The 23,391-nt window shown below is 62.7% G+C and carries 22 protein-coding genes; 9 read left to right on the top strand and 13 right to left on the bottom strand.

Annotated features, from left to right (window positions below; all coding sequences use genetic code 11):
* The first annotated feature begins 14 nt into the window (after positions 1 to 14).
* From A3722_RS10345 to A3722_RS10335, 3 genes are all read left to right on the top strand, one after another.
* Positions 15 to 1,034 carry an ABC transporter substrate-binding protein gene (locus A3722_RS10345; protein WP_067626925.1) on the top strand — a complete coding sequence of 340 codons (1,020 nt, stop codon included), beginning with the start codon at positions 15 to 17 and terminating at the stop codon, positions 1,032 to 1,034.
* Between the two features lie 76 nt (positions 1,035 to 1,110).
* On the top strand, positions 1,111 to 2,793 hold the full coding sequence (locus A3722_RS10340) for an amidohydrolase (RefSeq protein ID WP_067626927.1): 1,683 nt from the start codon (positions 1,111 to 1,113) through the stop codon (positions 2,791 to 2,793).
* A gap of 225 nt (positions 2,794 to 3,018) precedes the next feature.
* Entirely contained in the window at positions 3,019 to 4,041 is a 1,023-nt protein-coding gene (locus tag A3722_RS10335; protein ID WP_067626929.1) for an NAD-dependent epimerase/dehydratase family protein, read from the top strand.
* 9 nt (positions 4,042 to 4,050) lie between these two features.
* Here the strand turns inward: A3722_RS10335 and ptsP are convergent, their stop codons facing one another.
* The 5 genes from ptsP to A3722_RS10310 form a co-directional block, all read right to left on the bottom strand.
* The gene (ptsP, locus tag A3722_RS10330; RefSeq protein ID WP_067626930.1) at positions 4,051 to 6,294 is read right to left on the bottom strand and encodes a phosphoenolpyruvate--protein phosphotransferase; all 2,244 of its coding nucleotides are present in this window, start codon (positions 6,292 to 6,294) and stop codon (positions 4,051 to 4,053) included.
* 161 nt (positions 6,295 to 6,455) lie between these two features.
* Complete coding sequence (locus tag A3722_RS10325; RefSeq protein WP_067626932.1) at positions 6,456 to 7,694, bottom strand: aspartate kinase; 1,239 nt, start codon at positions 7,692 to 7,694, stop codon at positions 6,456 to 6,458.
* Positions 7,695 to 7,781: 87 nt separating this feature from the next.
* On the bottom strand, positions 7,782 to 8,426 hold the full coding sequence (locus tag A3722_RS10320; protein WP_067626934.1) for an SDR family NAD(P)-dependent oxidoreductase: 645 nt from the start codon (positions 8,424 to 8,426) through the stop codon (positions 7,782 to 7,784).
* Positions 8,427 to 8,484: 58 nt separating this feature from the next.
* Complete coding sequence (locus A3722_RS10315; RefSeq protein ID WP_067626936.1) at positions 8,485 to 8,943, bottom strand: DUF1178 family protein; 459 nt, start codon at positions 8,941 to 8,943, stop codon at positions 8,485 to 8,487.
* Between the two features lie 94 nt (positions 8,944 to 9,037).
* Positions 9,038 to 9,505 carry an NUDIX hydrolase gene (locus A3722_RS10310; RefSeq protein WP_067626937.1) on the bottom strand — a complete coding sequence of 156 codons (468 nt, stop codon included), beginning with the start codon at positions 9,503 to 9,505 and terminating at the stop codon, positions 9,038 to 9,040.
* 111 nt (positions 9,506 to 9,616) lie between these two features.
* Here A3722_RS10310 and modA point away from each other — a divergent pair, with 111 nt between their 5' ends.
* The 3 genes from modA to modC are packed head-to-tail and all read left to right on the top strand — an operon-like array spanning position 9,617 to position 12,121.
* Positions 9,617 to 10,354 (top strand): molybdate ABC transporter substrate-binding protein, encoded by a 738-nt coding sequence (gene modA / locus A3722_RS10305; RefSeq protein WP_067626939.1) that lies wholly within the window; start codon positions 9,617 to 9,619, stop codon positions 10,352 to 10,354.
* Positions 10,344 to 11,036 (top strand): molybdate ABC transporter permease subunit, encoded by a 693-nt coding sequence (modB, locus tag A3722_RS10300; RefSeq protein ID WP_067627439.1) that lies wholly within the window; start codon positions 10,344 to 10,346, stop codon positions 11,034 to 11,036. The genes modA and modB overlap by 11 nt, the downstream gene beginning before the upstream one ends.
* Entirely contained in the window at positions 11,036 to 12,121 is a 1,086-nt protein-coding gene (gene modC, locus A3722_RS10295) for a molybdenum ABC transporter ATP-binding protein (protein WP_443068612.1), read from the top strand. The genes modB and modC overlap by 1 nt, the downstream gene beginning before the upstream one ends.
* On the opposite strand, the gene A3722_RS10290 is transcribed toward modC, so the two are convergent.
* Together A3722_RS10290 and A3722_RS10285 are read right to left on the bottom strand one after the other, a co-directional pair.
* Positions 12,122 to 12,889 (bottom strand): EcsC family protein, encoded by a 768-nt coding sequence (locus A3722_RS10290; RefSeq protein WP_067627437.1) that lies wholly within the window; start codon positions 12,887 to 12,889, stop codon positions 12,122 to 12,124. It lies immediately after the preceding gene.
* Between the two features lie 51 nt (positions 12,890 to 12,940).
* Complete coding sequence (locus A3722_RS10285) at positions 12,941 to 13,420, bottom strand: GNAT family N-acetyltransferase (protein ID WP_067627435.1); 480 nt, start codon at positions 13,418 to 13,420, stop codon at positions 12,941 to 12,943.
* A gap of 105 nt (positions 13,421 to 13,525) precedes the next feature.
* Here A3722_RS10285 and A3722_RS10280 point away from each other — a divergent pair, with 105 nt between their 5' ends.
* Positions 13,526 to 14,131: a flavin reductase family protein gene (locus tag A3722_RS10280; protein WP_067627329.1), complete on the top strand. Its 606-nt coding sequence runs from the start codon at positions 13,526 to 13,528 to the stop codon at positions 14,129 to 14,131.
* Between the two features lie 271 nt (positions 14,132 to 14,402).
* Here A3722_RS10280 and A3722_RS10275 read toward each other — a convergent pair whose 3' ends face one another.
* On the bottom strand, positions 14,403 to 16,034 hold the full coding sequence (locus A3722_RS10275; protein WP_067627330.1) for a SulP family inorganic anion transporter: 1,632 nt from the start codon (positions 16,032 to 16,034) through the stop codon (positions 14,403 to 14,405).
* Positions 16,035 to 16,322: 288 nt separating this feature from the next.
* Here A3722_RS10275 and A3722_RS10270 point away from each other — a divergent pair, with 288 nt between their 5' ends.
* Both A3722_RS10270 and A3722_RS10265 read left to right on the top strand, forming a co-directional pair.
* Positions 16,323 to 17,195: an S-methyl-5'-thioadenosine phosphorylase gene (locus A3722_RS10270; protein WP_067627332.1), complete on the top strand. Its 873-nt coding sequence runs from the start codon at positions 16,323 to 16,325 to the stop codon at positions 17,193 to 17,195.
* 168 nt (positions 17,196 to 17,363) lie between these two features.
* A complete protein-coding gene (locus A3722_RS10265; RefSeq protein WP_067621880.1) occupies positions 17,364 to 17,894 on the top strand; it encodes an adenine phosphoribosyltransferase in 531 nt (176 codons plus the stop codon).
* On the opposite strand, the gene A3722_RS10260 is transcribed toward A3722_RS10265, so the two are convergent.
* From A3722_RS10260 to A3722_RS10240, 5 genes are all read right to left on the bottom strand, one after another.
* The gene (locus tag A3722_RS10260) at positions 17,891 to 19,306 is read right to left on the bottom strand and encodes an FAD-binding oxidoreductase (protein ID WP_067621883.1); all 1,416 of its coding nucleotides are present in this window, start codon (positions 19,304 to 19,306) and stop codon (positions 17,891 to 17,893) included. The genes A3722_RS10265 and A3722_RS10260 overlap by 4 nt on opposite strands.
* A gap of 135 nt (positions 19,307 to 19,441) precedes the next feature.
* A complete protein-coding gene (locus A3722_RS10255; protein WP_067621886.1) occupies positions 19,442 to 20,026 on the bottom strand; it encodes a GNAT family N-acetyltransferase in 585 nt (194 codons plus the stop codon).
* Entirely contained in the window at positions 20,026 to 21,288 is a 1,263-nt protein-coding gene (locus A3722_RS10250; protein WP_067621889.1) for a M16 family metallopeptidase, read from the bottom strand. Before A3722_RS10250 ends, A3722_RS10255 begins: the two co-directional genes overlap by 1 nt.
* Positions 21,285 to 22,673, bottom strand: a complete 1,389-nt coding sequence (gene thrC / locus A3722_RS10245; RefSeq protein ID WP_067621892.1) for a threonine synthase — start codon at positions 22,671 to 22,673, stop codon at positions 21,285 to 21,287. The genes A3722_RS10250 and thrC overlap by 4 nt, the downstream gene beginning before the upstream one ends.
* 4 nt (positions 22,674 to 22,677) lie before the next feature.
* On the bottom strand, positions 22,678 to 23,364 hold the full coding sequence (locus A3722_RS10240) for an SURF1 family protein (RefSeq protein WP_067621896.1): 687 nt from the start codon (positions 23,362 to 23,364) through the stop codon (positions 22,678 to 22,680).
* Between the last annotated feature and the right edge of the window lie 27 nt (positions 23,365 to 23,391).

Genomic DNA, 23,391 nt, shown 5'->3' with positions numbered 1-23,391 from the left:
AACGGGAGCTAGACATGAAAAAGACACTGACGGCACTCACGCTCATCCTCGCGGGGCCTGCCATGGCCGAAGGCGAGTTGAACATTTACAACTGGGGCAACTACACCAGCCCCGACATGATCGAGAAGTTCGAGAAAGAGACCGGCATCAAGGTCACCATCACGGACTATGACAGCAACGATACGGCGCTGGCCAAGATCAAAGCGGGCGGTCACGGCTTTGACATCGTCGTGCCCTCGGGCACCTATGTCCCGATTTTCGTGGGCGAAGGGCTGCTGATGGAAAGCAAGCCCAACGAGATGGAGAACTTCAAGAACATGGACCCGCAGTGGGTCGACGTGGAATTCGATCCGGGCCGCAATTACACCGTGCCATGGCAGTGGGGGACCGTCGGGGTGACGGTGAACACCGCGGTCTATGATGGCGACATCAATACCGCCGCCGTGATCTTTGACCCGCCAGAAGAGCTGAAGGGCAAGATCAACGTAGTGCCCGAGATGAACGATGTCATGGGCATGGCGATCCACTTTGCGGGCGGTGAGCAATGCACAGCCGACAAGGAAATGCTGAAAAAAGTCCGCGACATCCTGCGTGAGGCCAAGCCGAATTGGTTGTCGATGGACTACGGCAATATCGAGAAATACGCCAAGGGTGACCTCGCCGCCGGGGTGAACTGGAACGGCGCATCCTTCCGAGCGCGCAACCAGAACCCCGACATCGCCTTCGGCTACCCGCAAGAGGGCTACCCGGTCTGGATGGACAATGCCGCGATTTTGGCGGACGCGCAGAACGTCGAAGAAGCCAAGACCTTCCTCAACTTCATCATGGACCCGGAGAACGCCGCGATGCTGTCGGAGTTCGCCCGCTATGCCAACGGCATCAAGGGCTCAGAGGCGTTCATGCCAGAAGACATGAAGTCCGCGCCCGAAGTGGTCGTGCCCGAAGACCTGAAAAGCGCCGCCTATGTCGCCAAGGTCTGCCCGCCCGAGGCGCAAAAGCTCTATACCGCGATCTGGACCGACCTTCAGAAATAACGCGCGCTTTGTTCGATAAACACATTGCGTCCCGGCCATCGGTCGGGGCGCGCATCGCAATAAGGACCCTAAGACCATGCCGGCAGATATTGTCATTCACAACGGCGCGCTGATCACTTTTGACCCGGATCAGCCCCAAGCCAGCGCTTTGGCCATCACCGGTAATAAGATCTCGGCGGTCGGATCGGATGCTCAGATCACGGTGCTGATCGGCCCGGACACCAAGGTGATCGATGCGCAGGGCGGCACGGTGCTGCCGGGCTTTATCGACAGCCACGTGCATCTCTTTGGCGGGTCCGTCGAACTGGAATATCTCAACCTCTATGGCCTCACCGGGCTGGAGGAGATGCGCCGCGCGATCCTGCCCTATGCCGAGGCAAACCCAGACGATAAAATGCTGTTCTGCGTCATGGCAGACTACGGCATTTTGGGCACCGGCAAGACCCTCACCCGGCATGACCTTGATGCCATCCTGCCCGACCGCCCGCTCGCCATGTTCGCCCCCGACCATCACACGGTCTGGGCCAACACCGCCGCGCTGAAGGCGGCAGGGCTCTTGCAAGGCGGCAAGGTCGATGCAGGTTCTGAAATCGTGATGGGGGAAGATGGGCTCGCCAATGGGGAGTTGCTTGAGCCCGGCGCCTATAGCCCGATCCTATCGCTCACCCGCTATGGCGGCCGCGATATGTTGGGCCTTACCGCCGGTCGCGACCCCGAGCCGCCCGCCACACCTGCGCAGCGCGCGATGGACAAGGACGTTATCGCACGCGGGCTGGCCCATTGCGCCGCGCAGGGCATTACCGGCCTGCATCTGATGGATGGCAACCGCTATCAGCTTGAACTTCTCTCTGAGTTGGAGGCCGAGGGCCGCCTGCTCTGCCGCTGTCATGTGCCCTTTCACCTCAAAGGCACCGACCCTGTCGCGCGTTTGACCCGCGAAGCCCCTGCTCTGCGCGATGACTTTCAAGGGGATAAGGTCCGCTGTAGTCACGTCAAAATGTTCATCGACGGGGTGATCGAAAGCGGGACCGCACTGATGCTGCAGCCCTATCCGGGGGAGATGGGCAAAGACGGCAATTGCGGCGATGAGGTTTTCACCCAAGAGCATTTCGTCGCCGCCTGTGTCGAAGCGGATCGTCTAGGGTTTCAGATCGCTGTTCATGCCATCGGGGATGCCGCCGTGCGGCGAACGATCGACGCCTATGAGGCCGCCCAAAACGCGAATGAAAAACGCGACAGCCGCCACCGGATCGAACATATCGAAGTGATCCACCCCGATGACATTCCCCGGCTCGCAGATCTGGGCATCGTCGCCTCCCTCCAGCCCGGCCACGCGCCCCGGGGCCATGTTTTTCCGCCCTCTGGCGTCGGGGACTATATCCGCCCCGAACAGATCGAAGGGGCCTATGCGTGGCAAACCATTCGTGACACCGGGGCCCGGGTGATTTTCTCAACCGATTGGCCGGTCATCCCGGTGGATGTGATGTCCACGCTCAAGGCGGCCATCACGCCGCTGGACCTCGGCGGCGATTGGCCGGATCAGACCCAGACCCTCAAAGACACCCTCGCAAGCTATACCCTCGACAACGCTTGGGCAGAGTTTGCCGAAGATACACGCGGACGGTTGAAAGAAGGCATGGACGCCGACATTGCCGTTCTAAGCCATGATCTGACCCGATGGCCCGCCGAAACGATTACCGACGTGAATGCAATCACCGCCATCATGGACGGTCAGATCACGTTTCAGCGCGCGCGCTGATTTAAATCCTCGCGCGTCCCCTTGCCCTCTGATCGCGCAGCCCGCGAACCGTTTTGCCTTGCCGGGGCTTGATTGACGCCCCGCCAGCAAGTGCTTTGCCGTTTTCTATGCCAAGTTTAACCAAATTTTCAGCATTCACAGCCCAACCTTGATCGGGACATGGGAAAGGCAACACAAGCCGCAGGCTCAATGGGCCCGGCATGCCGCATGAGCGAGGATGCCAGAATGGACAGCACGCAGAGGATACTGGTCACCGGCACGGGCGGTTTCATCGGCTTTCACCTTGCCCGCTTGCTGCTGGCCGAAGGGGCGCGGGTGCAGGGCTATGACGGGATGACCGATTACTACGACGTCGCCTTGAAACAACGCCGCCACGCGATGCTGCTTCAGCATGAGCATTTCACGACCAAAGAGGCGCTGCTGGAAGACCGCGAAACCTTCGATGCGCTGGCCGATGACTTTCAGCCAGACATGATCGTCCACCTCGCGGCGCAAGCGGGCGTGCGTCACAGCATCGACCACCCCCGCGCCTTTCTCGACGCCAATATCACCGGCACTTTCAACGTGATGGAAGCCGCGCGACGGCTTGAGGTCAAACATCTGCTCATGGCCTCATCCTCTTCGATCTACGGGGCCAATACCGATATGCCCTTTGGCGAAACCGGGGCCACCGACCGGCCCCTGTCGATCTACGCCGCCACGAAAAAGGCGAATGAGGGGATGGCCCATGCCTATGCCCATCTGTGGAACCTGCCGACGACGATGTTTCGCTTTTTCACCGTTTACGGGCCTTGGGGGCGCCCCGACCTTGCCTTGAGCAAATTCGTCGATGCGATCCTCGATGGGCGTCCGATCGATATCTACAATCACGGCGAGATGTACCGCGATTTCACCTGTGTCGATGATCTGGTGCGCGGCATCCGTCTGCTGATGGATTGCGTTCCGCCCCAACCGGGCAGCGCGCCGCCGCCGCCGGAATGGGATTCGCTCTCCCCCGCAGCACCCTACCGGGTGGTAAATATCGGCAATTCCGAAAAGGTCCGCCTGCTTGATTTCGTCGAAGCGATCGAAGCCGCGCTCGGCAAGCGCGCGATCCGCAATTACATGGGGATGCAGATGGGCGACGCCCCCGCCACATGGGCCGATGCGACGCTGCTGCACCGGCTTACCGGCTATCGCCCGCAAACCGACATTCACGAAGGCATCGCGCGTTTCGTCGCTTGGTTTCGCGACTATCACAGCAAATAGTTGCGGGCCTTAATGCTGGTGCTGCTGACGCACGTAGTCCATCACCGCGCCTCTTACCGACATCTCACCCCGCTCGCGCGCCGCGTGGATAACCTCGCGCACGTCATCAAGGTTGCAGCGCCGCAGCAGGCTTTTGACCGGCCCGATTGAGGCCGGGCGCATCGACAGGGTCTTGAGCCCGATGGCCGCGAAACACAGCGCCTCGACCGGGCGGCCCGCATCCTCACCGCAGAAAGACAGTGCCGTATCGGTTTCGGCGCAGCGTTCTACGATACCTTCAAGGAAGGTCAAGAAAGAGACGTTTAGCGTGTCATAGCGCCGCCGCACACGCTCGTTCTCACGGTCAGCGGCGAAAAAGAACTGTTTCAGATCGTTGCCCCCGATCGACAGGAACTCGACCTCTTCAAAGAATTTCTTTGGGGCAAAGGCGAGGCTGGGCGTCTCCAACATGGCGCCAACCTCCAGCTTTTCGGGCAACACATGGCCCAAGATACGCTCGCGCTCCATCGCCTTGTCGACCTCGGCGCGGGCGGCGCGGAACTCCTCGAACTGGGCGATAAAGGGAAACATCACCGCCAGCGGGCGGCCCGCAGCGGCGCGGATCAGCGCTTGCAACTGCATGCGCATGACACCGGGTTTGTCCAATCCCACCCGGATCGCGCGCCAGCCCAAAGCCGGGTTCGGCTCATCGTTTGGCTTCATATAGGGCAGCACCTTGTCCGATCCGATATCGAGTGTGCGAAACACCACCCGGCGGCCATGCGCGGCATCAAGTACGCGCGCGTAAAGCGCCGCAAGCTCGGTCCGGCGGGGCATCTGGTTGCGCACCAGAAACTGCAATTCGGTGCGGAACAGCCCCACGCCCTCGGCCCCCGACCCTTCGAGCGAGGGCAGATCGGCCATCAACCCCGCGTTCATCTGTAGGCTGATGATCCGCCCGCATTTCGTCTCAGCCGGTTTATCGCGGATCGAGGCATAGCGTTCCTGCGCGGCCGCCTGCATCGCGATCTTGTCGCGAAAGGCCGTGGCCACGGTATCGTCGGGCCGCAGATGCACCACGCCCTGTTCCCCATCCACCATGATGTGATCGCCATTCAGCGCATCATTGGTGATGCGGCTCGCGTGAACGATCAGCGGAATCGCCAGCGCCCGCGCCACAATAGCCGCGTGTGACCCGACAGAGCCGCCCTCCAACACGATACCGCGCAGCGTCCGCCCATAGTCCAGCAATTCCGCCGGGCCAATATTGCGCGCCACCAGGATCGGATCGACCGGCATCTCTGCGCCCGTGTCACTGCCCTGCCCCGTCAGATGACGCAGCAAACGGTTCGACAGATCATCCAGATCCGACAACCGCTCCCGCAGATAAAGGTCATTGACCTGCCCCAGACGGGCGCGGGCCATGGATTGTTCTTTCTCGACCGCAGCCTCGGCGCTCAGCCCGCTTTGAATATCCTCCACCATGCGCCGCATCCAGCCTTTGGAATTTGCGAACATGCGGTAGGCTTCAAGCACCTGTTGCTGCTCTTTGTCGGCGGTAAGGCTTAACAATTGGTCAACGCTGACGCGCAATTGCTCGACCGCTTCGGTCAGGCGCTCAGTCTCGCGTTCCGGGTCATCGGCGATGGGGTTGGATACCACCACCCGCGGCTCATGCAGCCAGACATGGCCCTCGGCCACGCCCTCCTGCCCCACGGTGCCGCGCAGCAGCACCGGCTGGCTGTGCCGCGCTGACATCGCCGCCCCCTCGCCGACAAAGGCTCCAAGCTCGGCCATTTCGGCCAGCACCATGGCCACGACCTCAAGCGCGTAAACCTCATCCGCCGAAAATTCCCGCGCCTGTTTGGACTGCACGACCAGCACGCCAAGCGTCTCACCCAACCGCTGGATCGGCACGCCGAGGAACGAAGAATAAATCTCCTCCCCCGTCTCTGGCATGAAACGGAAACCGGCAGCCTGCGGCGCATCGGGCGTGTTGATCACCGTGCGGCGCTTAGCCACGCGCCCCACCAGACCTTCGCCCAGTTTCATACGGGTTTCATGCACCGCCGCCTCGTTCAGACCTTCGGTGGCACAAAGCTCAAGAGTGTCTTCATCACGGAACAGATAGATCGAGCAGACTTCGCAGCCCATGGAGTTGGCGATCAACTGGGTGATCTTGTCGAGCCGCGCTTGCCCCGCCACATCACTGGCCATCGCATCGCGCAGCCGCCCCAGCAGCTTCCGGCTTTCTGTTTCAACCCGTTCGGCCATATGATCTGGTCCCTGTCCCTCTGGAGCAGGGTTTAGCGCACTCGCGCAAGGATAGAAATGCTATTCGCGACATACCCTGCATCCTCTGCCAGCATATCGGCGGGATGCTGCAGTTTTACGCAAGGCGCAACCTCGCGTAAAACCCATTTGATCGCAGAGGCTTAAGCGGCTTTATCCAGCTCGAAAGCATCATGAAGCGCCTGCACGGCCAGCTCCATATACTTGCGGTCAATCAACACGCTGATCTTGATCTCGGAGGTGGTGATAACCTTGATGTTGATCCCCTCATCCGAGAGCACCTTGAACATCTTGGCGGCCACGCCGGTGTGGCTGCGCATGCCGATGCCGACCACGGACACTTTGGCCACACCCTTGTCGGCGATCAACTCTTGGTAGTTGATGATGCCCTCTTCATGGGCTTTCTCCATCGCCTTTTCCGCGCGGATCACCTGATCGACGGGGCAGGACCACGTCATATCGGTGCGGCCTTCTTCGGCGATGTTTTGGACGATCATGTCGACGTTCACGCCACCTTCGCTGAGCGCGGTAAAGATCGTCGCCGCGATGCCGGGGCGGTCCGCCACGGACACCAAGGTCATCTTTGCCTCATCACGGGAAAACGCGACCCCGGCCACCACATTGCTTTCCATGATTTCCTCCTCATCGCAGACGAGCGTCCCGGCATCGTCAGATTGTCCTTCGAAACTGCTCAGCACGCGCAGTTTAACCTTGTAGCGCATCGCCAGTTCGACCGAACGGGTCTGCAAAACCTTCGCCCCGAGAGAGGCCAGTTCCAGCATCTCTTCAAAGGAGATCTTGTCAAGTTTGCGGGCCTTAGATTCCACCCGCGGGTCGGTGGTGTAAACACCGTCCACATCGGTGTAGATATCGCAGCGCTCCGCATCGAAAGCGGCGGCAAAGGCGACAGCCGTCGTGTCCGATCCGCCCCGGCCGAGCGTCGTGATCCGACCCTGCGGGCTGATGCCTTGGAAACCTGCGACCACGGCGACCTTCATGCCTTCGCCGAACTTGGCGTTGATGTTGTCGGTGGGGATCTCTTCGATCCGCGCGGCGGAATGGGCATCGGTGGTGCGCACCGGCACCTGCCAGCCCTGCCACGAGCGTGCGGGCACGTCCATTTCCTGCAAGGTCAGCGCCATCAGGCCCGCGGTGACATTCTCCCCACTCGACACGATGGCATCATATTCGCGCGCATCATAGAGCGGCGAGGTCTCATTGACGAAGCCCACCAGCTTATTCGTCTCGCCCGACATGGCCGAAACGATGACGATCACGTCATAGCCTTTGGCAACCTCGACGCCGACGCGCTTTGCCGCGCGGCGGATACGGTCCAAAGTGGCGACCGAAGTCCCACCGAATTTCATAACCAGAACAGGCATATTGTCCCCCGCGCAACAGTCCAGCGCGGTCTAAGCCCACGGCACGGCAAGGGCAAGCCTATTTAACATGACGTTATGTCGAGTGCCCTAGAACGGATGCGCCCGGCCATCCCATGTCTCAAACGCGCCCGTCCGCGCCAGATCCAGCGCAGCGATCCGCTGGGCAAGACCTTGGGCAGACTCCGCCACGCTGATTTCGCCCTGATCACCACCCATATCGGTGCGCACCCAGCCGGGGTGGTAAATCCCCACCGCGATACCCTCTGACTTCAGGTCCACCGCCAAATTGCGCCCCAGATTGATCGCCGCCGCCTTGGAGGCGCGGTAGATATAGCTGCCCCCCGGTGCCCGCGTCTGCGACCCCATCTGCGAAGCAATGATCGCGATTTTCGCGCCCTTTGCCGCGCGCAGGTTCGGCATGAGCGATTGCACCGTCAGAAAAACCCCGGTCACATTGGTCGCGAAACTCTGCGCCCAAAGGTCGGGGCCAAAGCCGGTATCCAAGTCATCGCCCTTGTCCAGATAGACGCCCGCATTGCAGATCAGCAGGTCCAGTGGTCGGCCTTGCAGGTTTGCGGCAAAAGCGGCGTGGCTTGCCGGGTCGGTCACATCCAACACGGCCCCTGCCCCCGCGCTGCGGGCGGTGCCGATCACCTCTTCGCCTGCATCTTTATACTGTGCGGCCAGCGTCGCGCCGATGCCGCGGCTCGCGCCGGTGATCACAATGGTCATGGAGGGTCCTTTATCAGAATGGGCCTTTACCAGAATGCGCCTTTGCGAGAACGCGCCTTCAGGAAAGTTGGCGTTTGGGTTTGAACGGCAGGGGCATCAACGGTACGCCTTCTTCGACCAAGGCGCGGGCCTGATCCAGCCGCGCTTCGCCATAGATCGCACGTTCGGGCGTGCGCCCTGCGTGCATGTCGCGCGCTTCCCGAACGAAATTCTTGCCGACATAGTCCGAGGTCGCCTCGACCTTTTTGCGCAGCGCGGTCAGCGCTTTTTCCACATCGCTCACCGGGTTGGACAAAGCCGGCGCGGGCTTCTCCGCAGGCTGCGGTTTCTCGACCGCTTCGGGGGCGCACTCGCCCGACGTCACCCGCGGGGCCATCAGCGATTTGCGCACCTCGGCCGACCCACAGACGGCACAGCTCAGATGGCCCCCGCGGGCGAGGCTGTCAAAGGCTGCCGCCGATTGGAACCAACTGTCGAAACCATGCCCGGCCTCGCATTTCAACGCATAACGGATCATTCGCCCGGTCCTTGAACTCTCAATTCTAAATGGGCTGCCGCAGGAACGAGGTCAAGACAGGCGGGATCGGCCCGCACGTGCCATTGTCGCGCAATCAGCCCGCCAGACCGCCGCTGCGCGGATCGAAATCGCGGATCAACCGCGCCAGATCGGGCGCATCCACCAGCTGCGCAGCTTTCCGGCGCGAGCACCACAGCCGCTTGCGCTGTCCCTTCTCGGGGAACTGTTTCGCCAATGTCTTGACCTTGACCGGGTACAGCATCGCCAAACAGGGCACTGCCCCATCCTCCCCGGTTTTGGCATAGCTATAAACGCCCAGACATTGCCCGCGCACCTGCCCCACAACGCCGCCTTCCTCCCATGCCTCGACCAGAGCCGAGGCGGCGGGGGTTTTACCGTCCATCGGCCAGCCCTTGGGAATGATCCAACGCTTGCTGCCGCGCGAGGTAATCAGCAAGATCTGCAACTTGCCACGTTTACGACGCCAGCAAAGTGCTGAAAATTGAATGCGCAGATCGTCCTTTTGTCCGCCGTTCAGCGATATCGGTGCCTGTGTCGTCATCCGTCGCAGCCGCGCCCTCTGGCTGGTTGTTTTCGCCTTCACCCTAGCGCGGCAATCCTTGTCTGACCATATGCACTTGCCCCCCTTCAATGCATCAAAGATACTACCAAAATGATAAGATTTTGCGCCCTTCTGACCCTGTTCTGCGGCCTTGCCCTCCCCCTTCGGGCCGAGGCACCGCTGACCGTCTTCGCCGCCGCCAGCCTACGCGGCGCGCTGGAGGAGATCGCAGAAGCGTTCCCCGCGCCATTGGCCTTGGCCTACGGCGGGTCGGGCACGATGGCGCGGCAGGTCGCTGCCGGAGCGCCTGCCGATGTCGTCCTTCTCGCGAACACCGATTGGATGGATTGGCTGTCATATCAAGGGGTTAGCACCGCCGAGCAGGCCCAGATCGTCGCCCGCAACCACTTGGTGCTGATCGCCCCCCGTGGCACCGCCGCGCTGTCCCAGCCTGCCGACCTGCCCGCCCGGCTGGGCCGCATGGGGCGGCTCGCCATGGGCCAACGCGATGCGGTGCCCGCAGGCAGCTATGCCCGCGAATGGCTGACCCATGAGGGTCTATGGGAGAGCCTGCAAAGCCAATTGGCCGAGACCGACAATGTCCGCGCCGCACTGGCTTTGGTCGCGCGCGGTGATACGCCTTTTGGCGTGGTTTATGCCAGTGACGCCCATGCTGAGGAGGACGTGCAGATCGTCTATGAGGTGCCTGCCGATACCCATGCCCCCATCACCTATCCCGCCGCTGCCCTGACGCCGGAAGGCACCGCGCTGGTCGATTTCCTGAACACGCAAAAGGCGCAGACGATCCTTGAGAATCATGGTTTCCTTCGGGCCGATCATGGATCTTGACGCTGCCGCTTGGGCCGCGCTCTTGTTGTCGCTGCGGGTGGCGACTGTGGCGATGCTCTGCTCTCTGCCGCTGGCGCTTTGGGTTGCGTGGATCCTCGCCCGGAAGCAGTTTCGTGGCAAAGGCGTGTTAAGCGCGTTGGTCCATCTGCCACTGGTTCTGCCGCCAGTGGTGACGGGCTATCTGCTGCTGTTGAGCTTTGGCCGCAACGCCCCCATGGGTCGTCTGTTGGAGAGTTTCGGCATCGGCCTTGCTTTCCATTGGACCGGCGCAGTGCTGGCCGCTCTGATCATGAGCTTTCCGCTGATGGTCCGCGCCATGCGGCTGGCGATCGAAGCCGTTGACCCACGGATCGAGGCCGCCGCCGCCACGCTTGGCGCGCCGCGCATCAGCGTGTTCTGCCGCGTCACCCTTCCGCTGATCTTTCCCGGCATCCTTGCCGGGGCGGTGATGGGCTTTGCCAAGGCGATGGGCGAATTCGGTGCCACGATCACCTTCGTTGCCAATATCCCCGGCCAGACCCAAACCCTGCCGAGCGCAATTTGGACGGCACTGCAGGTGCCGGGCGGCGAGAGCCGCGCGCTGACCATGGCGGCGCTGGCCGGGCTGGTGGCGCTGGCCGCCGTGCTCCTTTCCGAAGCTTTGGCCCGGCGGGTCGCCAGACGCATCTCGGGGGCGCGCTGATGCTGGAGGTCACGCTGCGCCATCGGTTCGACGGCTTTGATCTGGACCTGTCATTCACCACCGAAGGGGGCATCACCGCGCTTTTTGGCCGCTCGGGTGCAGGCAAGACGACGGTGATCAACGCGCTTGCCGGATTGCTGCGCCCTGATGTCGGCCGCGTGGTGTTGGAGGGTGAGGTGCTCGTGGATACGCAGCGCGGCATCTGGGTGCCGCCACATCGCCGCAGGCTGGGCTATGTCTTTCAGGATGCGCGGCTTTTTCCGCATCTTGATGTGCGCAAGAACCTGACCTTCGGCACGCGCTATGCCCCGCGTGACAGCCTAGGTGCGGGCTTTGAAGATGTCGTGGCACTCTTGGGGATTGAACCCCTGCTCGACCGTGCCCCGGCGACCCTGTCGGGCGGAGAAAAACAGCGTGTTGCCCTTGGCCGGGCGCTGCTGTGCCATCCGCGTATGTTGTTGATGGACGAACCGCTGGCCAGCCTCGATGGGCCGCGCAAGCAAGAGATCCTGCCCTATCTCGAACGCCTGCGCGACGGGGGATTGGGCCTGCCGATCCTCTACGTCAGCCACGCGGTGGATGAGATTGCCCGGCTCGCCGATCGGCTGGTCTTATTGCAAAACGGGCGGCTAAAGGCGCAGGGCGCATTGTTCGACGTCATGGCCGACCTCGCCGCCGTGCCCCTGCTGGGCGTGCGCGAAGCGGGTGCGGTGCTGGAGGCCGATGTCATCGCCCATGCCGAAGACGGGCTTTCGACCCTCGCCGTGCGGGCGGGGCAGCTGGAATTGCCGGGGGTGCAAGCGCCGATAGGCACGCGGGTGCGGCTGCGGGTCTTAGCGCAGGATGTGATCTTGTCGCGCCAGCGGCCCGAGGGGCTGTCTTCGGTTAACATTCTGCCCGTGCGGGTGGATGCGGTGCATCCCGGTGACGGGCCGGGCGCTGCCATTGCGCTGGACGCGGGCGGTGACCGCCTGCTTGCCCGCGTCACGGCGCGGGCAGTGCGCGATCTTGATCTGCGCGAGGGGATGGGGTGCTACGCCATCATCAAGGCCACCACCGTAGCGCCGGGCAGTATCGGGCGCTGATCAGATCTTGGACGGCGTCCGACCCATCTTCTGTCTCAGTCGGGCAACCAGTTCCTCTTGCGGGATATCCGCCTCTATCGCCAGGCTGCGCAGGCCGAAATGCACATGGGCCATGTCTTGGTAATAGCTGGTATAGGCATAGTTCGTCGCCGCCCCGGCCACTGCGCCCAGCACCGGTACCGCCTGCGCGGCGAGCTTTTGCCCCATCACCAATGCCAGCCGTGGGGCCACGCGGGCGATCACTGCGTTCATCGCCCGGCCCGTCAGCGCCATGCGGACCGTCAAAAACCCCAGATCGGCGCTATCGTCATCGGCCAACGGCCCTGCAGCGGTGAAGACATGGACGCAGTCGAACTGCACATTCTCAGCCGCCGGATCAAACCCATGTTCCGCCGCCACGCCTTGGATGACCCGCAACAGCAGCGTTGTGGTCACCGGCAGTTCGGCCAGCGCCGTGGGCAGCCCCCCGGCCCCGCCAGCGGCCCCCATGGCGGTTGAGACCGCTTGGTTCAGCCAACCCTGCTGGTCCTTCACATAGCTGCGGCTGGAATGGGCGGCCTGCATGGCATGGCCAAGCGCCTTCATCGTCGCCCCTTCGAGGTTGCGGCGCACCGCCCCCGGCAAACGGTCGATCAACCCATCCGCGCTGCCGCCGATGAGGTTCAGCACATGAATGCCCACGCCGCCCGCCTGTTTATAGCGGCGGGCGATTTCATCCAGCCGGGCGTCGACATCAATAGTGCTGGGCAGGTTGCTTTCGATCTGCATGGGCGTCCCTCTTTGAGCTTAGGCTCAATGTGGGTCGGGTCTGGGGTAAAATCAATCGTGCCAGCGGCGAACCTTGCCGGTGACCCCGGCCCAAGCCCCCTCGGCTAAGGCGCGGCCCAAGATGCGCGCGGGGTTCGTGGGCGGGGGCATCTCTACGTCTTGCAGCAGGGTAAAGCCGAAGCGGTTATAGTAAGGCGCATCGCCCACCAGCATCACACGTTCCCACCCCAGCGGGGCCGCCTGCGCCAGTGAGGTTTCGATCAGTGCCGCGCCCAGCCCTTCGCCTTGCCTTGTGGGGTGCACCGCCACCGGGCCAAGTAACAGTGCGTTCGCCGCGCCGATGCGCACGGGCCAATAGCGGATCGCGCCCGCCAGAATGCCCGCACTGTCGCGCGCCACATGGCTCAGCCCCGCCACAGGCGGCACGCCGTCGCGTAGCCGGTAAGACGACAGCGCCTCGCGCCCCGGCGCGAAACAGGTGTCGTAAAGCGCTTCGACCTCCCAATGGTCAGCGGGCCCCTCCGGGGTCATCTTGTAGGGCGTCTGATGCAAGGCCGGAGGCTTTCAGGAGCAATTGCGGGTGGCGCTGGACGTAGCATGAGGCTAGCCATGGGTGCAAACCTTCAAGGAGTGTTCATGTTCTATCGTCCCGAAGACGGCCATGGTCTGCCGCATAATCCGTTCAACGCCATCGTCAGCCCCCGCCCCATCGGCTGGATCTCCAGCCGTGACGGTCAGGGCCGCGACAACCTCGCGCCCTATTCTTTCTTTAACGCTGTGGCCTATGTGCCGCCGCAGGTGATGTTCGCCTCGACCAGCGCCAAGGAAGACGTGGACGGCACCAAGGATTCCGTGGCCAACATCCGCGAGACCGGGGTGTTTTGCGTAAACGTGGTGGAATATGCGGCGCGCGACGTGATGAACGTGACCTCGGCCACCCTGCCCCATGGCGAAGACGAATTCGCGCGCGCCGGGATCGACAAAGCCGAATGCGAACAGATCGCCTGCGCGCGGGTGGCCAATGCGCCTGCCAGCCTCGAATGCAAGCTGACACAAATCGTGCAATTGCCGGGCGAGGCGAATTTCGCGGTCTTCGGCGAGGTCGTGGGCGTGCATATGCGCGACGATTGCGTGGTCGATGGGCGGTTCGACGTGACCCGGTTCCAGCCGCTGTCGCGTCTGGGGTATCGTGACTACACGGTGGTGCGGGATGTGTTTGAGTTGAAGCGACCGGATGATTGAATGACGAGGGGTATCGCCTGCCCGCGGGTCGGCGATGAGACAATGCCAGCTGCCACTTTATGGTTCAGTCGTGATGTGCGTTCTCTATGTCGCGCCTAGCCTCGCCGGATCGCCTACCCGGTCGCACCGGAGGTGCGCTCAGAATGATACGGCACGCCTTTGGCGTGACGGGCGGGCAGGCGATGGCCCGGCGCCTTCGGCTTGATTCCGGGCCGGTGGTAACCTCGAACAAAAAACAAAACCCGGCACCTCTTGGCGCCGGGTTTTCTATTCAGTGCCCGCCCAGAACCCCGGTGCGCACGTCGTAATCAACCGCCAGTTCATAATCAGGGTCGTCATCGCTATCGACCATCAGATGCCCCGCCTTGGTCAGCAACCGGTGACAATCGCGGCTCAGGTGACGCAACTGCAGACGCTTGCCCGCCGCCTCGTATTTCGCGGCTATCGCCTCGATCGCCTGTAGCGCGGATTGATCCACCACACGGCTGTCGGCGAAATCGACGATCACCACCTCGGGGTCGTTCTCTACGTCGAAAAGCTCGGCAAAGCCATCGGACGAGCCGAAGAACAGCGGGCCGTGGATCTCATAGACCTTGGCGCCCTCTTCGGTCACTGACCCCCGCGTGGTCGCATGGATACGGCGCGCGTTGTTCCACGCATAGGCCAGCGCCGAGACGATCACACCGACGACCACCGCCACGGCGAGGTCTTCCATCACGGTCACCACCGTCACCAGAATGACAACGAAGGCATCGATCAGCGGCACTTTCCGCAAGATGGTGAGCGAGTTCCAAGCGAAGGTGCCGATCACCACCATGAACATCACGCCAACGAGGGCGGCAAGCGGGATAAGTTCAATCACCGAGGACCCGACGAGGATGAAAAGCAGCAAGAACACCGCCGCCGCGATCCCGGCAACGCGGGTGCGGCCACCGGATTTCACGTTGATCATCGACTGACCGATCATCGCGCAGCCGCCCATGCCACCGAAGAAACCGGTGACCGTGTTGGCCACACCTTGGGCGATGCACTCTTGGCTGGCGCCGCCGCGCTTGCCGGTAAGATCACCCACAAGGTTCAGTGTCAGCAAGCTTTCGATCAGGCCAATGGCGGCGAGGATCACGGCATAGGGCAAGATGATCTCAAAGGTTTCCCAAGTGAGTGGCACCATGGGGATATGCAGGCTCGGCAATCCGCCTTGGATCGAAGCCAGATCGCCCACCCGCGGCACGTCGAGGCCAAAACCAATCACCAAAACGGCGATGATCCCGATGCCTGCAAGCGGCGCGGGGATCAGTTTGGTGATGCGCGGAGTGATCCAGATGATCGCCATGGTCGCCGCCACCAGGGCCAGCATGAGATAGAGCGGCTGGCCCGAAAGCCATTCGCCACCGCCCATGCCGTGGCCGGTATCGACCATGGTGCCGGGCACTTTGAACTGGCTCATCTGGGCCAAGAAAATCACAATCGCCAGACCGTTGACGAAGCCCAACATCACCGGATGCGGCACCAGCCGGATGAATTTGCCCCATTGCATGACGCCTGCGAAGATCTGCAAAAGCCCCATCAGCACCACGGTGGCAAAGAGGTATTCAACCCCATGCTGCGCTACCAAGGCCACCATGACCACTGCCAGCGCGCCTGTGGCGCCCGAGATCATACCCGGCCGACCACCGATCAGCGCGGTGATGAGACCGACGAGGAAGGCAGCATAGAGCCCGACCAGAGGGTGTACCCCGGCGACAAAAGCAAAAGCCACCGCTTCGGGCACCAAGGCCAGCGCCACGGTCAGCCCCGACAGCAATTCGATGCGCAGCCGCCCGATGGAAAAACCATCATCCGGCATCCAACGCAGATCGGTCACATCAAGGTTCTTGGCAAAATTGTGCAGCGTGGCGCGCATGGGGGCGTCCTTTGACTTTCGGAAAACGAATATAGCGCCCTGACCGCGGATGCGGGGCGCTTTTGGCTGCATCTAGAGGAATTTCGCCGCGAAGAAAAGCGTATTGCCTCCCTTCGGGCAGAGTTTGCTGCAATGCAGAAACGCTTTTGCGGGCCGAGTGAGCGGCGCAGGACCGGCATCCCCTGACGCAGACGTGTCGCGTCTCTTGGCAAAAACACTTGATCCCCGTGGCATTCTATGAGGTTCTTTGGGCCTTACCGGCAACCATCCAAGGCACAGGCTCCCTCCATGACAGATACGAAAATCGCCGTGATCGGCGGCTCCGGCATTTACGACATCGACGGGCTTCAGGATGCCGATTGGGTCACGGTTGAGACTCCTTGGGGCGCGCCGTCGGATCAGGTGCTGACCGGAACGCTGAACGGGGTCGCCATGGTCTTTCTGCCGCGCCATGGCCGGGGGCATGTGCATACGCCGACCTCTGTCCCCTACCGCGCGAATATCGACGCGCTTAAGCGATTGGGCTGTACGGATGTGATAAGCGTTTCCGCCTGCGGGTCGTTCCGCGAGGAAATGGCACCGGGGGATTTCGTGGTCGTCGATCAGTTCATCGACCGCACCATGGCCCGCGAGAAAAGCTTTTTCGGCCCCGGCTGCGTGGCGCATGTCTCTGTCGCCCATCCCACCTGCCCGCGGTTAAGCGACGCCTGCGAGACCGCCGCGCGGGAGGCGGGCATCAACGTGCACCGTGGCGGCACTTATCTGGCAATGGAGGGGCCGCAGTTCTCAACATTGGCGGAATCGAAAATGTACCGCGAAAGCTGGGGCGCGGATGTGATCGGCATGACCAATATGCCCGAGGCAAAGCTCGCCCGCGAGGCCGAGCTTTGCTATGCGAGCGTGGCGATGATAACTGATTACGACAGTTGGCACCCCGACCATGGCGAGGTGGATGTGACGCAGATCATCGCCACGCTGATGGGCAATGCCGACAAGGGCCGCGCCATGGTCTCGCGACTGCCCGCGCTTTTAGGTGCCGAGCGCGCGCCCTGCCCGCATGGCTGTGACCGGGCGCTGGAGTTTGCGATCCTAACCCAGCCGGATGCGCGCGATCCTGAGTTGCTGGCCAAACTGGATGCGGTGGCGGGGCGGATGCTTTGAACGCGGGCGGCGGCCCTGCATGGCTGAGTGCGGACGGTATTTAAGAAAGGATGAAGGGAGGGGGTTTGGTGCCCCTTTTCGGATGTTGGGCGGCGGGCGCAGATGGGGGGTTCGCCCGGGCGGCGCGTTGCGCTAAGACGGGTCCGGTCAAACACGCGGAAGGGCGGCATGAAACAGGTTCAGGACTATATTCGCACGATCATAGATTTCCCCCATGAGGGGATCATGTTTCGTGACGTGACAACGCTTTTTGCCGATCCGCGCGGGTTTCGCATGGCGATCGACCAGATGCTGCACCCCTATGCGGGGATCAACATTGACAAGGTGGTGGGGCTCGAAGCGCGTGGCTTTATTCTGGGCGGGGCGATTGCGCATCAGTTGAGCGTGGGTTTCGTGCCGATCCGCAAGAAGGGCAAGCTGCCCGGCACGGTGATCAGTCAGGAATATAAGCTTGAATATGGCGAGGCCATTGTTGAGCTGCATGACGATGCGATCAAGCCGGGTGAGAAGGTTTTGGTTGTGGATGATCTGCTGGCCACCGGCGGCACCGCGGAGGCCGGGATCAAACTGATCGAGCGTTTGGGCGGCGAGATCGTTTCCTGCGCCTTTATCATCGACCTGCCGGAACTTGGCGGGCGCAAGCGTTTGGAAGCGCTTGGCAAAGAGGTGCATGCGCTCTGCGCTTTTGACGGGCTTTAAGGCCTTAGGACGGCACCGGGGTTCATGATGCCCTTGGGATCGAGGGCCGTTTTGATCGCCCGCATGGCGGTGAGTTTGGCGGGGTCGCCGTAGCGTTCGAGGTCATCGACCTTGACGCGGCCCACGCCATGTTCCGCGCTGAACGAACCGCCGAGGTCGTGGACGAGGTCATGGACCACACGTTTCACCGCGTCGCGTTGGCCTTCGTAATCGGCGCGGTTTCTGCCCTTCGCGGGGAAGACGTTGTAGTGCAGGTTGCCGTCCCCGACATGGCCGAAACAGTTGATGCGGAAGTCGCCGAGCGCCGAGAGCGCATCGGTGGCGCGGGTGATGAACTCGGGGATCGCGCCGAGGGGCACTGAGATGTCGTGGCTTGAGACCGAGCCGATCAGGCGGTTGGCCTCGGGAATGGTTTCGCGGATGGTCCAGAAATCTTGGGCCTGCTGGGCGTTCTGCGCGATGAGGCCGTCCGAGACGAGGCCCGCGTCAAGCGCTGCGGCGAAGAGCGCCTCTAGCGCGGCGTCGGTGTCGATCTCTCCGGGGGTGCCGATGTCGATCAGGACGCACCATTGCGGGGTTTCGGCGAAGGGTTGGCGGATGTTGGGCAGGGTTTCGTTAAGGAAATCGAAACCTCTGCGGTGCATCAGTTCGAAAGCGCTGATCATTTCGCCCAAGTGGTCCCGCGCGAGGGAGAGAAGCGTCAGCGCCGCCGCTGGGCTTTCGACGACCATCAACGCGGTGCCACTGCGGGCGGGGCGCGCATAGAGTTTGAGGGCGGCGGCGGTGATCACGCCGAGCGTGCCTTCGGCGCCGATCAGCAGGTTGCGCAGATCGTAGCCGGTGTTGTTTTTGCGCAGGCGGGTGAGGCCGTGCCAAACTTGGCCGTCAGGCAGGACGGCTTCGAGGCCAAGGCAAAGGTCGCGGGCATTGCCATAGCGCAGCACGCCAGTGCCGCCTGCGTTGGTCGAGAGCGTGCCGCCGATCCGCGCGGTCCCTTCGGCAGCGAGGGACAGGGGAAAGAGGCGGTTTGCCTCTTCGGCGGCGGCTTGGACATCGGCGAGGATGACGCCCGCTTCGGCGACCAGTACGTTCTCTTCAGGCAGGACGGCGCGGATGCGGTTCATGCGCTCAAGGGAGAGGATCAGCGGTGCCGGGCCATCGCTGCTGATCTGCCCGCCAACAAGCCCGGTGCCGCCGCCATAGGGCACGACCGGCACGCGGGCGGCATGGGCGGCGCGGATCAGGGAGGCGACCTCTTCGGTGGTGCGCGGCAGGGCCAAGACGCCACCCTGCCCTGCATAACGGCCGCGGGGTTCTTCGAGGTAGCGCTGCTCGGGGTCGCGCAGCACATCGTCTGGCAGTTGTGCGCGCAGGGCGTCGATGAAGGCGGTGTCGGCGGGATTCAGTATCATGGGCCTTTGATCCTGCGCGGGGCGCGCGGATGCAAGGGCAAAGCGCCGGAACGGCTGGGAGAATGCGGGGCGTGAGGCGGGGCAATAATGCCCCGGCGATGCTTGTATCAGCAGCGGAGCGCTCCGCGCAGAGGCTTAGCCTACGTCCGTGCGCCCGCGCCGATCTTTGCGCAGGGAGGCGTAGAGCACATGGGTCCGCCAGCGGCCATCGATTTGCAGATAGCTCTGCGCGACGCCTTCGTATTTAAAGCCCGCCTTTTCAAGCAGGCCGCGGGAGGCTTGGTTTTCTGGCAGGCAAGCGGCCTCGATGCGCGACAGGTCGAGCCGGGTGAAGGCCTGATGCACCGTCGCCTCTATCGCCTCACGCATGTAGCCTTGGCGGGCGAAGGGCTCACCCGTCCAATAGCCGAGCGTGCCGGATTGGGCAGGACCGCGGCGGATGTTGTCGAGGGTGATCGCACCGACGAGATTTTGATCGCTGCGCCGGATCAGGAAGAGCGGCATCGCGTTGCCCGAAGACACCGAGCGCTGCGCCCAGTAGACGCGGTTGGTGAAAGCCTTGCGGGTCAGGTGATCCTCGGCCCATGTCGGCTCCCACGGGCGCAGGTAGTCGTTGCTGGCGCGGCGCAGGGCGGACCAGGCGCGGAAATCGGCATGGATCGGCGGACGCAGGGTCAGCCGTTCCGTTTCGATCCGCAGTTTGCGTCGCCCCAGCAGCATCAGGCGGCGCGTCTGCTGTGAAGCTCGTCGAGCGTTGGTGCGCTGTCGACCGGGCCGTAGAGGGCCAACGCCGCCGGAGCTTGGGTCGCCATGCGCTCGGCGAAATCGCGCACATCGCCGGTGGTGACGGCGTCGATCTGGGCCACGGTCTCTTCGAGGGGCGGAACGCGGTCCCAGATTTGGATGAGGCGGGCCAGACGTTCGGCGCGGTTTGAGGGGCTTTCCAGCCCCATCAGCAGCCCGGCTTTCATCTGGGCGCGGGCGCGGGCGACTTCGGCGGGGGACATGTCAGAGGCCGCGCGTTTCATCTCGTCGATGGTGATGTTTGCCAGTTCGGGCAATTGCTCGGCGCTGGTGCCGGCGTAGATCGTGGTCATGCCCGTATCGGCATAGGCACCGGCTTGGGCAAAGATCGTATAGCAAAGGCCGCGGTTCTCGCGGATCTCTTGGAACAGGCGCGAAGACATGCCGCCGCCCAAGGCAGAGGCGTAGATTTGGGCGATGTAGATGTCATCCGAGCGGTAGCCGGGGCTTTCAAAGCCAAGGGCGAAATGGGCCTGTTCAAGCTGCTTGACCTGCCGGAACTCGCCCCCGCCGAAACGGGCGCTGTCGATCTGGTAGAGCTTTTTCGAGGGCATGTCGCCAAAGAGGCTTTCGGCTAGTTTTACGATCTTGTCGTGGTCCACGGCACCGGCAGCCGAGAGGATCATCTGCTCGGGGCCGTAGTGGTCCGCGATGAAGCGTTGCAGATCGTCGCGCGAGAAGGCCGAGACACGTTCAGACGGGCCGAGGATGGTGCGGCCGATGGGTTGATCTGGATAGGCCTGCTCTTGGAGCCAGTCGAAGATCACATCGTCGGGCGTGTCGAGGGCTTGGCCGATCTCTTGCAGGATCACGCCGCGTTCGACTTCAACCTCAGAAGGGTCCAGCACCGGGTTGCGCAGGATGTCGGCGATCACGTCGAGGCCGAGCGCCACGTCGTTTTCCAGCACGCGGGCGTAATAGGCGGTGACTTCGCGCGAGGTATAGGCGTTGATATAGCCGCCCACGTCTTCGATCGCTTCGGCGATTTGCAGCGACGAACGGGTGGCGGTGCCCTTGAAGGCCATGTGCTCAAGGAAATGCGCGATGCCGTTTTGTTGAGGCGTTTCGTGCCGTGCGCCTGCGTTCACCCAGACGCCGATGGCGGAGGAGGCGAGCCCCTCCATATGTTCGGTGACGATCCGGAAGCCGTTGGGCAATGTGGTCTGTTTGAGGCTCACGCGGGGAGGTTTCCTTTGATATGCGCTTTCAGCGCGTCGAGGTCATTGGGCAGCCGGGTGAAACGTTCTTCCCGGTCGAAAAGGTCCGCCATGCGCGGCGGCAGGGGCGGGCGAATGCCGGTGGCGGCTTCCACCGCGTCGGGGAATTTGGCCGGATGCGCGGTGGCCAGCGTGACCATCGGGGTGGCCGGATCGCGCAGCTCATCTGCGACTTTCACGCCAACGGCGGAATGTGGGCAGAGCAGCTCGCCCGTGGTGCGGCGGCGGTCGGTGATGGTGGCACTGGTTTCTTCTTCCGAGGCGCGGCCCGAGCGGTAGGTGTCTTGCAGCGCCTGCATGGCGCCTTGAGAGACATCGAAACCGCCCTGCCCCAGTTCGTCCATCAGTTGGGCTACGGCACCGGCGTCGCGGTCATAGGCGTCGAAGAGGGCGCGCTCGAAGTTCGAAGAGACCTGAATGTCCATCGAAGGGCTGATCGAGGGGGTCACGCCGCCTTTGTGGTAGCCTTGACCTGAGAGACAGCGGTGCAGGATGTCGTTCTGGTTGGTGGCGACCACCAGATCGGCGATGGGCAAACCCATGCGTTTGGCGATGTAGCCCGCGAAGATGTCACCGAAGTTGCCGGTGGGCACGGTGAAGCTGATTTCGCGGCCCGGTGCGCCGAGGCTGGTAGCGGCTGTGAAGTAGTAAACCACCTGCGCCAGCACCCTGCCCCAGTTGATCGAGTTCACCCCTGCCAGCCGCACGGAATCACGGAAGTCGAAATCGTTGAACATGTCTTTCAGGCGCGCTTGGCAGTCGTCGAAATCGCCATCGATGGCCAGCGCGTGGACGTTGGACTCCGCTGGCGTGGTCATCTGGCGGCGCTGCACGTCAGACACCCGACCATGCGGGTAGAGGATGAAAACATCGACGTTATCAAGCCCCTTGAAGGCTTCGATCGCGGCCGAGCCGGTGTCGCCCGAGGTCGCGCCGACGATGGTCACCCGCTCGCCCTTGCGACCCAGAGCGGCCTGAAACATCTGGCCGATCAACTGCATGGCGAAGTCTTTGAACGCCAATGTCGGGCCGTGGAAGAGTTCCAGCAGGAAGTGGTTCGGAGACAGTTGCACCAGGGGTGCGCGGGCGGTGTGGCCGAAACCCTTGTAGGCGCGGGCGATGATCGCGCGAAATTCGTCATCGGTAAACGTGTCGCCGATGAAGGGGCGCATAACCGTAAAGGCGACCTCTTCGTAGCTTTGGCCCTGCATGGCGTTGATTTGCTCAGGCGTAAGCGTCGGGATGGTTTCGGGTACATAGAGCCCGCCGTCACGGGCAAGGCCGGTCAGCATCGCCTCTTCGAAGGACAGGACAGGGGCGGTGCCACGGGTAGAGATATAGCGCATAGGGTCAGTCGACTTTCGGCGTTGCAGGGGCGCGGCGGCGGCGCAGGAAAAGAACGGTCATCGCCAGCCAGATGGCGGCGAGGGAAAACCAGGTGATCGCATATTGCAAGTGATCGTTGGGGATACGGGTGGTATCCACGGGCAGCGGCGTGATCTTGGGGTCCGGCCCGCTGCCATCGCGGACCACGACGAGGAGCGGCTCGGTGTTAAGCGTGTCAGCCATGACCTCCACATCCCGGGCGAACCAGATGTTGCTTTCGGTGTCGGCTTCGGGCGTGAAACTGTCGACCTCTTGGGGCCATTGCAAGTTGCCGGTCAGGGTGGCGCTGCCCGCGGGGGCGATGGCGTCTTTGTTCGCTGTGGCGGTAAAGCCGAGGTCGACGAGGATGCGGCGGCCATCCTCCAAGGTCATGGGCGCGATGACACGGTAGCCTGCGCCTTTCTGCTTCTGGCTGACCAGCACATGCAGCGCCTCGGCCCCGATCTCTCCGCTGACCGTGACGGGCAGATAGGCGTCGGCTTGTGGGTCAGGATCGCGGGGCAAGGCCACCGGAGCGGCGGTGATCCGGGCGTTGATATCGGCGATGATCGCCTCTTTCCATGCCAGTCGCTGCACCTGCCAGACCCCGAGTGCAACGAGGATGGCTGCCCCGCCAAGGCCGACGATGATGAAGAACAGGCTGCGCCGCATTCGAATCTCTCTGGCTGAAACGACAAA

The organism is Sulfitobacter sp. HI0027, from assembly GCF_001634775.1.
In the GTDB taxonomy this organism is placed as follows: Bacteria; Pseudomonadota; Alphaproteobacteria; order Rhodobacterales; family Rhodobacteraceae; genus Sulfitobacter.
Note: the sequence above shows the minus strand (reverse complement) of the source record. Positions and strands in the feature narration are given on the sequence as shown.